This is a genomic window from Pararobbsia silviterrae (assembly GCF_003628125.1).
Taxonomy (GTDB): domain Bacteria; phylum Pseudomonadota; class Gammaproteobacteria; order Burkholderiales; family Burkholderiaceae; genus Pararobbsia; species Pararobbsia silviterrae.
The window spans coordinates 405608-418356 of record NZ_RBZU01000004.1 but is presented as its reverse complement, the minus strand read 5'-3'; the positions used below and the strand labels follow the sequence as shown (position 1 = coordinate 418356).

Here is a 12749-nt window from a genome sequence, read left to right as displayed (position 1 = left end):
TCGCTCGCCCTCTAAGCGGATCACGCGTTCGCTGCGTGCGGCCTCGTCGCTCAACTGCCCATCATGTCTTGCGTGAACTGCAGGATGATGAATTCCGCCGGCCGCACCGCGGCCATCCCCACTGTCGCGATCATTTTCCCCGCGGCGATATCGTCATCGGTCATCGTGACGTCTTTGCCGATCTGGACAAAGTAGGCATCCTCATGTTTTGCGCCCACGAGTGCGCCCTCTTGCCAAAGCGCATAGAGATAATTGTCGATGGCGCTACGCGCTTTTTCCCATGTCGGCGCGTTGTTCGGCTCGAATACGAGCGTTCGCATAGCGCGCTTGATGTCGGACTCTGCGCTATTGAAAAGTCTGCGCACCTGGATGTAGCGCCAGCTTAGGTCGGTGTTCGTCGCCGTTCCGTCGACCGTGCGCGCGCCGGCAACGATATAGCCTCGTTTATTGACGTATCGAAATACGTTGACGCCGGTATCGTTGAGCGCACCCGCTACCGCATTCGACACGGGCGCCGAGATCCCTAGAATGCCTTCGATAGCCACATTCGCAGGCGCGCTCCAGACACCACGTTGACGATCGGTCGCACAATAGACGCCAGCCATCGTCGACGACGCAGGCATCGGAAAACTGAGCGTCAAAAAATCTCGATCAATCTGGTTACTGATGTCCCAGTAAGCCACCTCATTGTCCCCGCCCATTTCGGCCAACGTGGTCACCGTGTTGTCCCCGTTGTCGTCACGGCTCACCACCGTGATCGCCGTGTCGGGGGGACGCGTTCCGTCTGCTCGTATCTCGATCGTCGGATAGTACGCAGCCGAGTATGCAGGCGCCGCTGAGGTTGGTTGTCCCTCCTCGTCCGCATCCGTAATCATGAAATAGAGACTTCCACTAACAAGAAGCGGCGTAAGCAATGGATAGACAACCGCGCTGCGTTCGGTGTTTAAGGCAACTACCGAAATCAGCGTGACATCAGAATATTTCTGAATCTCGGACACGAGTCTTGAACCTGCAATTTCGGGTTCGGCGAGATCGTCCCCGGAAACGGGAAGCACGTAGCAATATCCCCCCCCGTTTGCGAAGTAATTTCTCAGTTGGAGAAAGCAGTGCGTTCCATTCACCGGCACATATGAAATAGAAACGGTGTACGGATCACCTGACGAACCATCACCTGATAGGATCGAAACCGATACGTTCGTCCAATGAATGATCGATAGATTGACAAACTCCAAATAATTGTTAATCCGGATGCACTCGTAAGAAGGAAACAAATGTCCCTGGTCATCGTACATGTCGACCGCGATGAATATCGGCACTGCAGTCGGACTGGAGATGACCGACAAAGATGTCGAGCTGTCCTCTTCCACGTAGACACCCGGATAGGTCACTGTGACTGTCATCTCCCTCTCCTAACACTCAACGCAGCGTCGTAGGAACCCGTTGCTCCACCCGACGCGACCCACCTGTCCAATTGCGCCATAGCAATGAGCCGACAATCAACGGATGTCCGCTCCAATCGACTGATCGTTGCGCTTGGCACTCGCTCGGGTCTCGTCGCTCAATCGCTTACACCCCTTCCATGTTCTGCGTAAATTGCAGAATGATGAATTCCGCGGGTCGCACCGCGGCCATCCCGACTTTGGCAATCATCCTGCCTTTTGCGATGTCGTCGGGCGTCATCGTGACGCCCTCGCCGATCTGCACGAAATACGCGTCCTCGGGCTTCGCGCCGAGCAGCGCGCCTTCCCGCCAGAGGCCGTACAGATAGTTGTCGATCGCGCTGTAGACCTTCTGCCATGTCGGCTGGTTGTTCGGCTCGAACACCATCGCCTCCATCGTCTGCTTGATATCGGCTTCCGCGCTGTTGAACAGCCGCCGCACGGCGATATAGCGCCAATCGTCGCTGTCGTCGAGCGTGCGCGCCCCCCATACCAAGTTCCCCGTATCGGGAAAATAGCGAATCATGTTGATCGCTTTTCCCGTGTTGTATGTGCCTTGAAGGCTGTCCGTGACCGTGAACTTAGGGGTATATCCGGCCGACAGCGGAATATTCGCCGGAGACTTCCAGACGCCTCGCGTACGGTCGTTTCTGCAATAGAGCCCCGCGACAACCGCGCTCGGGGCAATCGCCACGGTCGTCCACGTCACGGAAAGAAACGGGTAGTAGACCGCCGCATATTGATTGGCCGCGTAGGTCGAGGACGACGTCCCAGTGCTATCCAACGCGGTCGTCGGACCGTCGAGAATCGCGAACCGCGTTTCGCCGTCGATGCAGGTCGTGGCCACGGCCGCTGAGATGTCGTAGCTGTTCGCGACCAATAGCGTCACGTCATTCAGAGCCGCCACCGCCGTCGCGACTGAAGCGGACGCAACGGCATAACACGTCCCCCCGCCGTTTTCAAAGTACGCGCGCATGCCGGCATTGCCCGCGTCCGTGAGGTCAACCGTGCCCCCGCTACTGGTCACGAAATCCAGATAGTTATCGAATTTCTTTGCCGTCGTACTGTACGTGGCCCCCATCGCAATCAAGGGAATCGATGTGGGCAAGGCACTCACCGAAATCGAAGGCGAGGCATCTTCTTCGATGTAGACGCCGGGGTAAGTCGTGGTAACGGCCATGATCGCCTCCCCTTACTGGACTTGAACGGTGATGCGATCGGCCATCAGCGTGAGCTCTTCGATCGCGATTTCATTGCTCGTCGCGTCGAGTGCGGGCAACGTCAATCCCGTCGGAAACGCATTCGACACGTTCCACGTGAGCAGCAGGGTCGTGCCCGCGTCGTCCGTCAGGCTGATCGTAATGTCCTTCTTCTCGACCTGATTCAGCGACGTCGAGTTGATCCAGTCATACAGGGCGGACTCGCCGGGAAACACGCCTTTGCGCAGCGTGATATTCACCAGTTGACGTTGGCCCGGCATCTTGAACCAATGCCCTACCCCGTCGCGATACTCAATCGTGTCGTAGTTGATATTGAGCCCGGAAACGTTGTTGAACGCGATATCCTCGCCGCCCAAAGACACGACGAATCGGTAGGTCGGAATCGGATAAGTCGACGCAATCTGGTCTGCGGTGGTCGCCATTGCATTGCTCCTTGATCAGAGGTCCGTCAGGCACGTCGAACGCCGCGGAGCGGCCCGACAGAGACCGCACGACCCGCGCTGTTCGGCGCATCGTTTCATCGGCCTCCGGCGTTTCATCGTCCGGCATGAAGTTGTTTGCCTCCACGGAATCAAGACTAAAAGACGCGTCGAGACCTCGCTATCCGAAACGCGAAATTTTTCTCACTCAGTTGAAAGATCGAACGGAAGACCGGCGATGACCTTTAGCAGATCATGTATTTAAACGCCGTTTGAACATCGATTCGTGATCCGAATCGATTGCGATCGTTCGCGCATGCGCGACACATCTGTGCGCCTTACAGTTTCATATCGATGACGTCCGACCGACCGTCCCATTCGACGTGAGAACGCCATCGATTCTTACACTCGCCTTAATCCGACTTGGCCATCAACGCCGCATACATCTCGCAAAACCAGTCGATGAACACGCGCGTCTTGCGCGGCAAGTGGCGATTCGGCATGTAGATCACATGGATCGGGCGCGGCGAGATCTTGTATTGCGTCAGGATGCGCTTGAGCGCGCCCGTTCGTGTATGACGCTGCAGCAGGTACGACGACGAACTCACGATGCCGAGCCCCGCGACGCCGCATTCGACATAGGCGTCGGCGTCGTCGACCGTCACGAGGCTTTTCATCTGCACCGCATGCGGCTTTCCGTCGATCACGAACGACCAGGGGCGCACGCGCCCGGTGACCTGCGAGATATAGTTGACGCCGATGTGATCATGCAGCTCGGCAAGGGTCTTGGGTTCGCCATACCGCTCGAGATAGGCCGGCGATGCGCAGACCCGTGTCCACACCTCGCCCGCCGTGCGAGATACAACACCCTCGTTGTTCAACTCGCCGACGCGAATCGCGCAATCGATTGCCTCGCTGACCAGATCGACGGGACGATCGGATATCACGAGATCGATCCGAACGTCGGGATGCGCGGCGAAAAATTCAGGGAGCGACGGAATCAAAACGTGCTTGGCGATCGAAGTCGGCAAGCTCACGCGCACGCGACCGCTCGCGACGCGGCGCGAGTGACCGAGATCCGCTTCCATATCCTCGATCTCGTTGAGGACCTGAATGCATCGCTCGTAATAGGCGAGCCCTTCCTCCGTCGCCTTGACGCTGCGCGTCGTACGGCTCAGAAGCCGCGCACCGAGATGCGCCTCGAGCGATTGGACCAAGCGCGAAACCGTGGGTCCGGGCAAGTCGAGCGCCTGCGCCGCGCGCGTGAAACTGCCGGTCTCGACCACCCGCACGAACACCTTCATCGCAAACAACCGGTCCATCCAACACCCCTTCTCGGCTCAATGTTTTTTCGACATTGAAACACAAGACGAGGCCGCAACGGTCATCGTTCGAAGGAGGCCGCGATCGAGCTCGAAGATCGCGTGCGACTCGACGCCGCGTCGACAGCCGCGTCGCCGAGTCCGCACGCGAAATATACTTGCACGACACCGCGCATCAAACGCGCCAGTTCAACGCATCGCTGCGGCTGTTCTGCGAGATCGGCGATGCCATTTGACTTTGATTGGATCCCAGTCGATCGAGCGCGGTCGATTGATCCGATGTCTGCCCTGACATTCCCGTCAATCCGGACGACGGCGTTTGAGGCCGGATCCTAGGCAGCGTTCTCGATTGGGGAAGTGCGAATCGCGGCATGAGTGACCTCCTTCATCCAGGAACATGACTTGACCGATTCGGGTCAAGCACCCGTCATCGAGCCTAGTCTTTCGCACGCGCAAACACTATCCGCGACGCGACCGATGCCGGCACACGCGACGTGCGCGATACCGGTCATGCCGATCGTGTCGGTTGTGTCTTGACGCGCACGCTCAAGCTCGAACGCATCGGCGATCACGCATGAGTCGCTCAACGGCTCGCATGGTCCACGGGCACGGATGCGATGACACCCGACACCCACGTCGCCACTTGATCGCCAAGCCGATCCGAAGCGCGGCCGAACGCCTGCACGACCGCGGGGACCGCGGGCGCGGACGGCGCTTCGGTCTCGTCGACATGGCGCGTCGCGACGATCTGCCTGCTCGACGCATCGATCAGCCAGACATCGAGCGCGACATGCACGACAGGCTGACCGTTGCGGTACTCCGTCTGAAACGCGCCCAGATGGCTGCGGAGTTCCCAATCGGCAGTGACAGGCACGTCACGGTCCACGACATTGAACGCAGACTGCGCCGCGAGCGCATGAACAAGCCGCGTGCCGACGAGCTCGGGCGCGGGGTCGGTCCATCGCGCATTGCGATAAGCGATCAACGTATCGCCCTCGGGAATCACCGCGATCCGCGCGCTCGAAATGGCATTGCCGGCCGATGGCGCAACCACACGCAGCGTCACGCGATGCGCAAGCCCCGACGGACTCGCCGCGTCCGGAGCGGACTGCGCGGTCCCGTCATGCACGCTCGCGCACGCGTTTGCACCGCACGTTTCAGGCAGTCGATACACGTCGAGCGTCTGCGAAGGCGGCAACACCGAACAGGCGGCAATCACGTTCGCGGCAAGGCCTGCAAAGCCCCACCGAACCATGCGGCGCATCGATCTCATGGCGAAAACTCACGGGTTTTGTCGCGATTCAGCAGATATCCCGACGGATTATCGTCAAAGCGGCGTGTGACTTCGCGCAGCGACGCAAGGGTTTGCTGCAGCGCCTCGAGCGTCGGAGCAAGTTGAGCCGCGCCGTTCGATCCCGCGCGAATCGCCGACGCATTCTGTTCGACCATCGCATTCAGCGCATCGCTCGTCTTCGCAAGCGACGCAGTCAGGTGCTCGGTGTTCGAAAAGATCGCCTCGCCATGACGCGAGACGAGCGTCCGACTCTGTTCGGCCAGGCCCTGGACCGCGACCGCCGCCGCATCCGCATCGCGCACACCGTGCGTCGCCGCGCTCACGAGCGCATGAATGTCGTCGCGCTGATCGGCAAGCGATTGCGCAACCAGCGAAAGGTTTTCGAGCGTCGCGTCGATATGTTCGAGGTTGCGGTCGGAGAGCACCTGCTGAACCGCATGCAGCGTCGAATCGAGATTCGCAATGACGTCGCCGCCGCGCAGCGCCAATTGCGCAAGCGACGACGGCGACGCGATGATCACGGGGATTTCACCGTCGGGCGCGGTCAGCCGCTCGCTTTGCGCCGAGCCGCCGCTGAGCTGGATCACGGAAATGCCGGTCACGCCCGTGAGCGCGAGCTTGGCGACCGTGTCGCGCTTGACGGGCGTATCCGCGCCCACGCGGATACGCGCGCGGACCTTGGCCGGGTTCTCCGGATCGAGCGTGAGCCGCTCGACCTCGCCGACCTTGATGCCGCTGTATTGCACGCCGTTGCCCTCGGTCAGGCCAACGACCGGCTCTGAAAAAACGACGTCGTATTCGGTCGTCTTGCGGCCCGCGCTCCCCGTCGCGAGCCACATCGCGAAGAGCATCGCCGCGGCGACGACGATGACCGTAAAAAGACCGATCACGACATGATGCGCACGTGCTTCCATCTCACTGCCCTCCGTCCGCCGCATGCGACGCATACGCCGCACGACCGCGGGGTCCATGAAAATAGGCCTTGATCCATGCATCGTCGGTTTGCGCGACGACGTCGAGCGTCCCCGCAACGCGGACGCGACCGTTCGCGATCACCGCGACGCGATCGCAAATCGTGTACAGCGTGTCGAGATCGTGCGTGACAAGAAACACGGTGAGCCCGAGCGCGTCGCGCAGCGTCGACGTCAGCGCGTCGAACGCACCCGCGCTGACGGGATCGAGTCCGGCCGTCGGCTCGTCGAGGAACAACACATCGGGATCGAGCGCGAGCGCGCGCGCCAGCGCCGCGCGTTTGGTCATGCCGCCCGATAAAGCCGCGGGCGCGACGTTCGCCGTGTCCTGCTCAAGGCCGACGAGTGCCAGCTTCATGCGCGCGATACGTTCGGCCTCGACACGCGTGAGCCCCGCGTGCTCGATCAGCGGCAGCGCGATGTTTTCGAGTAGCGACAACGACGAGAACAGTGCGCCGCGTTGAAACAACACCCCCATGCGATGGGTTCGCGCGGGCCGTCCGTCGCCATCGTTCCGCGATGCCGTTTCGTCGTGTCGCGCCGCGGCGTCGGCGAAGATTTCCCCGCTCGCGATCCGCACGGTGCCCGATGTCGGTCTGAGCAAGCCGACGATCGAACGCAGCAGCACGGACTTGCCGCTGCCCGAGCCCCCGACGACGCCGAGTATTTCGCCGCGCATGACGTCAAGGTTCAGATGATCATGCACCGTGCGCGTGCCGAAGCGGTTCACGAGATCGCGGACCTCGATGAGCACCGGCGCCGTCCGCGCGCCCGTCGTGTCGAACGCCGAGCTCGCCGAAGCGCTCATTGACGCGCTCATTGACGTGCTTACCGACGTGCCTGTCGTCGTGCTCACCATCCCATCTCCATGTAGAACAACGCGGCGATCGCATCGAGCAGAATGACGACGAAGATCGAATGCACGACGCTCGTCGTCGTGTGCGCACCCACGGACTCGGAGCTCGACCCCACCGATAGCCCCTGAATGCAGCCGATGCAGGCGATGACAAACGCAAACACGGGCGTCTTTGCAATCCCGACGTAGAAATGCTGGATCGGCAGATCCGTATGCAGCGTCTGCACGAAGGCCTCGGGCGACACGCCGAGCCTGAACATGCAGACGAGGCCGCCGCCGAGCAGACCGCAGATGATCGCGATGAAGGTCAGCATCGGCAGACCGATGACCATCGCGAGCACGCGAGGTAGCACGAGCAGTTCGAGCGGATCGAGGTCGAGCGCGATGATCGCGTCGATTTCCTCATTGATCTTCATCGAGCCGAGTTGCGCCGCATAGGCGCTCGCCGTACGCCCGGCCATCAGGATCGACGCGAGCACCGCGCCGAACTCGCGCAGAAACGAGAACCCCACGAGATCGATCGCGTAGATGCTCGCGCCGAAGCTGCTGAGCACCGTGACGCCGAGAAATGCGAGGACCGCGCCCACCATGAACGTCAGCAACGCGACGATCGGCACGGCGTCGAGCACGATCTGCTCGATCTGCGCGACCAGCGCCGTCACGCGCCAGCGCCGCGGACGCAGCATCGTGCGCGCGAGACGCTCGAGAACCTGACCGCTGAAGCCGAGCAACACCCAGAAATGCATCGCGACGCGCACGACCGAATCGCCGACGCGCGCGAACAGGTCCGAGGCCGCGCCGAGGCGCCGCGGCCGCTCGGACGGCACGATCGCAAGCGACGCGCGGCCGACCGTGCGCAACAGCGACATCTGCGCGGGGCGCAGCCCCGTCACGACGCCATCGAGTCCGTCGAGCGCCGCGTCGGGCAACAGCGCGGCGATGATCTGCGCACCCGCCGTGTCGAGTTTCGTGATGCCTGAGCAGTCGAGGCGCGCATCACGCTCGGGGCCGCCGATGCGATGCGTGATCGTACTGAGCTCGCGAAAGTGGTCGAGCGTCCAGTCGCCGATCAGGCGCAGTCCGTCGGGTTGCATGCGTTCAAGCGTGGGCGGATGGGTCGAGGGCATGCTCGATAGGCGGTCTTGGAGCGCTTGGAGAGCGTACAGAATGCCACGCGCCGGCGCATACCGCACAAGAGGCTGACGAAATCGCATCGCCGAAGCATGCCGCGCCGTCGCGTCTCGACTATCGAAATGACGCACCGCGGCGACCGCATGTCCCACGAAGAAGCCCGACAGGCCGGGTTGACTGATTCTATTAGCGCGCTATCGAATTTTGAATGCCTGCCGGGGTCGAGGTCTTTACCAAGACGCAACGTGAACGGCACGGCGGCGCCCCTCGCGCGAGAACGCACCGCGCTTCGCATCCCATATTTGATCTAGCGCAATCCACTGTTGTCCCGCGCCCGCTATCGTTGGCGCGATCAACGCCCAAGTTCGTCTTTCTCTTCGACGGGACCCGATCATGTCCGACGCAACGTCTTTCGAAGGCCCGGCGGCGTCCGACCGCGACGCGTACGCACGCGCACACGCACACGCATCGGAGGGTCATTTCTACCTGGTCGGCGGCGGCATCGCGTCGCTGGCCGCGGCGGCGTTCCTTTGTCGCGACGCCGACGTCCAGGGTCACCGGATCACCGTCATCGAAGCGCTCGACATCGTCGGCGGCAGTCTCGACGCCGAGGGCTCGGCCTTGCGCGGCTACGTCATGCGCGGCGGACGCATGTTCGAGAGCAAGTATGTCTGCACGTACGACTTGTTTTCATCGATCCCCACGCTCGAAGGCGACCGCTCGGTCACGCGCGAGATGTTCGAATGGAACGGCACGCTCGCGACCGCGTCGAAATCGCGGCTCGTGCGCGAGGGCCATCGGATCGACGCCCCCGAGTTCGAGCTGACCGAGTGGCAGATCCTGACGCTCGAACGCATCGCGCTCGAACCCGAGGCCCTGCTCGGCGCGACGCGGATCGACGCGCACTTCGACGCCGCCTTCTTCACGACGAATTTCTGGCTCATGTGGCGCACCACGTTTGCGTTCCAGCCGTGGCACAGCGCGGTCGAGTTTCGTCGCTACCTGCTGCGGTTCGCGCACCTTGTCGCGGGCTTCAATCAGTTGCGCGGCATCATGCGCACGACCTACAACCAGTACGACTCGATGGTCCGGCCGCTGCAGAAGTGGCTCCGGGATCGCGGCGTCCACTTCGAAGTCAACACGCGCGTCGTCGATCTCGGTTTCGAGGACACCGAGGACGGCACGCGCGTGAAGACGATCGACTATCTGCGCGGCACGCATCCGGGCCGCTACGTGCTCGGCGATCACGATTGCGCAATCGTCACGCTCGGGTCGATGACCGAGGGCACGACCCAGGGCGCGATGGATCGGCCCGCGCTCTACAGCGGCAAGGCCTCGGCGGGCGCGTGGGCGCTTTGGGACACGCTCGCGAACGGCCGCCCCGAGTTCGGCAAGCCCGCCGTGTTCGCGAATCACGTCGACGAATCGCGGTGGGTCTCGTTCACGACGACGCTGCATCATCCGGGGCTGTTCGATGCCATCCGCGACCTGACGGGCAATGTGCCCGGCGAGGGCGGACTCATGACGTTCGCGCAATCGAGCTGGACGCTGTCGATCGTCCTGCCCCATCAGCCTCATTTCATGGGTCAGCCCGAAGACGTCCAGGTGTTCTGGGGCTACGGTCTATCCGTCGACGCGCCCGGCGATTTCGTGCGCAAGCCGATGCGCGCATGCACGGGACGCGAAATCATGACCGAACTGCTCGGGCATCTCGGCATGCCGAGCGACGGCCGCGAAATCCTGCGGGATGCGATCTGCATCCCTTGCCATATGCCCTACGTGACCGCGCAGTTCCTCCCGCGCCAAGCGGGCGACCGACCCGACGTGACGCCCGACGGGTACCGCAACCTCGCGCTGATCGGCCAGTTTTGCGAGCTGCCCGACGATGTGGTCTTTACGGTCGAATATTCGGTGCGGTCCGCGCAGACGGCGGTATACCGGCTCGCGGGGCTCGACAAGACACCGCCGCCGGTCTATCAGGGCTTGCATTCGCTGCGCGTCGCCTACGATGCGTTGTCGGCCCTCCACGATCGATAACGCGCCAAAAACACGCCGATGAGATTGATATTTTGTAGGCAAATTCCTACATGACATCCTGATTTCCTACGCGAAGTTCATTCGCTGCCGATTTATCCGGACGGACGGGGACGCCATACTGACGCGCATATCATGCGCATCGTGCGTGCGAGAGGTCCATTGTGAATGCTCCGATTGAACACGCCGCGGTTCGCGCGGCAGCCGCGTCTCGGCATACGGCGCCCGCCGACTCGCACGGCAAGCAGAACGTCCGGTGCTCCGGCTGCGGGATGCGCTCGATCTGCCTGCCCGTCGATCTCGAACTGCCCGATCTCGACCGTCTCGATGCGATCGTCGGCACGCGCCGCAGCGTGCGTCGCGGCGACGCGCTCTACCGCGCCGACGACGCGTTCCAGAGTCTCTACGCGGTGCGTTCAGGTTCGTTCAAGACCGTCGTCGTCCACCGCGACGGCGGCGAGCAGGTCACAGGCTTGTTTCTGCCCGGCGATCCGCTCGGGCTCGACGGTGTCTGTCATGACGCCCATGCATGCGATGCGGTTGCGCTCGAAGACAGCTCGGTCTGCGTGATCCCGTTTGCGCTGTTCGATGCGTTCTGCCACGACGTCAAACCGATGCAGCGCCATTTTTATCGAATGATGGGCAGCGCGATCGTACGCGAATCGAATTTGCTGATGGTGCTGGGAACCATGACCGCGGAGCAGCGCGTCGCGGCGTTCCTGTTGAATCTCTCGGAGCGGTTCCGCACGCGCGGCTACTCGCCGACCGCCTTCAGCCTGCGCATGACGCGCGAGGAGATGGGCAGTTATCTCGGCATCAAACTCGAAACCGTGAGCCGGATGTTCTCGAAGTTCCAGAAAGACGGGCTGCTTGAAACGCAGGGCAAATCGATTCATCTGCTCGACCTCGAAGGGCTGGCCCGGATTTGATTGGAATCGATATCGCGGCCCGATCATTCGGGCATACGCGATTCAAGGCGGCACCTCGGCTCAGCTGCGTACCGTATCGAACCGGGTGGCGTCATGCCTCTTGACGCTCCGCGGTTCGATCGCCTATTGCCTATTCTCCAGCGCTGACTCGAATATCGGCCCCGCGCCTCACCGGGACCACCGCGTCCGCGCGCGCTGACTACAATTGAACGGCCAGCGGCGCGATTCGCGCTCGACGCGGCGCTTCTGGCTCACCCCTCATGGAGACAGACAATGACGATCCGCATTGGAGAAGAAGCGCCCGATTTCACGGCAGAAACGACTGAAGGCACGATCCGGTTTCACGAATGGATCGGCGATCATTGGGCCATTCTCTTTTCCCACCCGAAGGATTTCACCCCGGTTTGCACGACCGAACTCGGATACATGGCCGGTCTCAAACCCGAATTCGATAAACGCCATACCCGAATCATCGGCCTCAGCGTCGACCCGGTCTCCGACCACACACGATGGGTGGGCGACATCGAGGAAACGCAAGGGCATGCGATCAATTACCCGTTGATCGGCGACCCCGACCTCCACGTCGCGAAGCTCTACGACATGATTCATCCGAACGCGAGCGGCGGCGCACGGACCGCGGCCGACAACGCGACCGTCCGTTCGGTGTTCCTGATCGGCCCCGACAAGAAGGTCAAGGCCATGCTGATCTATCCGATGAGCGCCGGACGCAATTTCGACGAAGTGCTGCGCCTGCTCGATTCGCTTCAGCTCAACGCCAAACACACCGTCGCGACACCCGTGAACTGGAAACCCGGTGACGATGTCATTATTCCGACATCCGTATCCGATGAAGCCGCGAAACAGAAATATCCGGAAGGCTTCAAAACCCTTAAACCCTATCTGCGCTACGTCGCTCAGCCGCGCTGACGCGGCTGTCGTGATCGCACGGCCGTCGTGGTGTTGCCGCGTCCCCGCAGGATGGCGGCACGGCCGGCGTCGTGCCGATCACGACCCCATTCGACCGATACGAAGGCCTCCGGCACGCCGCTTGCTGACACTCGACACGCGAGCGCGTGCGCCTATATCGCGAGCCTTCCATTTTCCTTGTCCTCCCGCCGTGTCGGCGCGGGCTTG

General features: G+C 61.9%; 11 protein-coding genes. 3 read left to right on the top strand and 8 right to left on the bottom strand.

What is annotated here, in order from left to right:
• Nucleotides 1–50 precede the first annotated feature (50 nt).
• The 8 genes from D7S86_RS12315 to D7S86_RS12280 all read right to left on the bottom strand — a co-directional run bounded on the left by D7S86_RS12315 (nt 51) and on the right by D7S86_RS12280 (nt 8648).
• The gene (locus D7S86_RS12315; protein WP_121086778.1) at nt 51–1400 is read right to left on the bottom strand and encodes a phage tail sheath family protein; all 1350 of its coding nucleotides are present in this window, start codon (nt 1398–1400) and stop codon (nt 51–53) included.
• A 166-nt stretch (nt 1401–1566) separates the two neighbouring features.
• Nucleotides 1567–2619, bottom strand: coding sequence for a phage tail sheath family protein (locus tag D7S86_RS12310; RefSeq protein ID WP_121086776.1), 1053 nt, complete (start codon nt 2617–2619; stop codon nt 1567–1569).
• A gap of 12 nt (nt 2620–2631) precedes the next feature.
• The gene (locus D7S86_RS12305) at nt 2632–3081 is read right to left on the bottom strand and encodes a phage tail protein (protein WP_121086775.1); all 450 of its coding nucleotides are present in this window, start codon (nt 3079–3081) and stop codon (nt 2632–2634) included.
• Nucleotides 3082–3491: 410 nt separating this feature from the next.
• Nucleotides 3492–4400 (bottom strand): LysR family transcriptional regulator, encoded by a 909-nt coding sequence (locus D7S86_RS12300; RefSeq protein WP_121086773.1) that lies wholly within the window; start codon nt 4398–4400, stop codon nt 3492–3494.
• Between the two features lie 583 nt (nt 4401–4983).
• A complete protein-coding gene (locus D7S86_RS12295; RefSeq protein WP_158601931.1) occupies nt 4984–5655 on the bottom strand; it encodes an ABC-type transport auxiliary lipoprotein family protein in 672 nt (223 codons plus the stop codon).
• A 14-nt stretch (nt 5656–5669) separates the two neighbouring features.
• The gene (locus D7S86_RS12290) at nt 5670–6608 is read right to left on the bottom strand and encodes an MlaD family protein (RefSeq protein ID WP_158601930.1); all 939 of its coding nucleotides are present in this window, start codon (nt 6606–6608) and stop codon (nt 5670–5672) included.
• Between the two features lies 1 nt (nt 6609).
• Nucleotides 6610–7473, bottom strand: a complete 864-nt coding sequence (locus D7S86_RS12285; RefSeq protein ID WP_121086962.1) for an ABC transporter ATP-binding protein — start codon at nt 7471–7473, stop codon at nt 6610–6612.
• A gap of 44 nt (nt 7474–7517) precedes the next feature.
• A complete protein-coding gene (locus D7S86_RS12280) occupies nt 7518–8648 on the bottom strand; it encodes an ABC transporter permease (protein WP_121086961.1) in 1131 nt (376 codons plus the stop codon).
• A gap of 397 nt (nt 8649–9045) precedes the next feature.
• On the opposite strand from D7S86_RS12280, the gene D7S86_RS12275 reads away from it, so the two are divergent.
• The 3 genes from D7S86_RS12275 to D7S86_RS12265 all read left to right on the top strand — a co-directional run bounded on the left by D7S86_RS12275 (nt 9046) and on the right by D7S86_RS12265 (nt 12542).
• The gene (locus D7S86_RS12275) at nt 9046–10689 is read left to right on the top strand and encodes an oleate hydratase (protein WP_121086767.1); all 1644 of its coding nucleotides are present in this window, start codon (nt 9046–9048) and stop codon (nt 10687–10689) included.
• A gap of 161 nt (nt 10690–10850) precedes the next feature.
• Nucleotides 10851–11615, top strand: a complete 765-nt coding sequence (locus D7S86_RS12270) for a helix-turn-helix domain-containing protein (protein WP_240648103.1) — start codon at nt 10851–10853, stop codon at nt 11613–11615.
• A 273-nt stretch (nt 11616–11888) separates the two neighbouring features.
• On the top strand, nt 11889–12542 hold the full coding sequence (locus tag D7S86_RS12265) for a peroxiredoxin (RefSeq protein WP_121086764.1): 654 nt from the start codon (nt 11889–11891) through the stop codon (nt 12540–12542).
• The last annotated feature ends 207 nt before the right edge of the window (nt 12543–12749 follow it).

Excerpts from the sequence above, each read along its gene's own strand:
- D7S86_RS12285 (WP_121086962.1), bottom strand. The coding sequence starts at position 7,473 with ATGAGCGCTTCGGCGAGCTCGGCGTTCGACACGACGGGCGCGCGGACG.
- D7S86_RS12280 (WP_121086961.1), bottom strand. The coding sequence starts at position 8,648 with ATGCCCTCGACCCATCCGCCCACGCTTGAACGCATGCAACCCGACGGA.
- D7S86_RS12305 (WP_121086775.1), bottom strand. The coding sequence starts at position 3,081 with ATGGCGACCACCGCAGACCAGATTGCGTCGACTTATCCGATTCCGACC.
- D7S86_RS12310 (WP_121086776.1), bottom strand. The coding sequence starts at position 2,619 with ATGGCCGTTACCACGACTTACCCCGGCGTCTACATCGAAGAAGATGCC.
- D7S86_RS12295 (WP_158601931.1), bottom strand. The coding sequence starts at position 5,655 with ATGGTTCGGTGGGGCTTTGCAGGCCTTGCCGCGAACGTGATTGCCGCC.
- D7S86_RS12290 (WP_158601930.1), bottom strand. The coding sequence starts at position 6,608 with ATGGAAGCACGTGCGCATCATGTCGTGATCGGTCTTTTTACGGTCATC.
- D7S86_RS12275 (WP_121086767.1), top strand. The coding sequence starts at position 9,046 with ATGTCCGACGCAACGTCTTTCGAAGGCCCGGCGGCGTCCGACCGCGAC.
- D7S86_RS12315 (WP_121086778.1), bottom strand. The coding sequence starts at position 1,400 with ATGACAGTCACAGTGACCTATCCGGGTGTCTACGTGGAAGAGGACAGC.
- D7S86_RS12300 (WP_121086773.1), bottom strand. The coding sequence starts at position 4,400 with ATGGACCGGTTGTTTGCGATGAAGGTGTTCGTGCGGGTGGTCGAGACC.
- D7S86_RS12265 (WP_121086764.1), top strand. The coding sequence starts at position 11,889 with ATGACGATCCGCATTGGAGAAGAAGCGCCCGATTTCACGGCAGAAACG.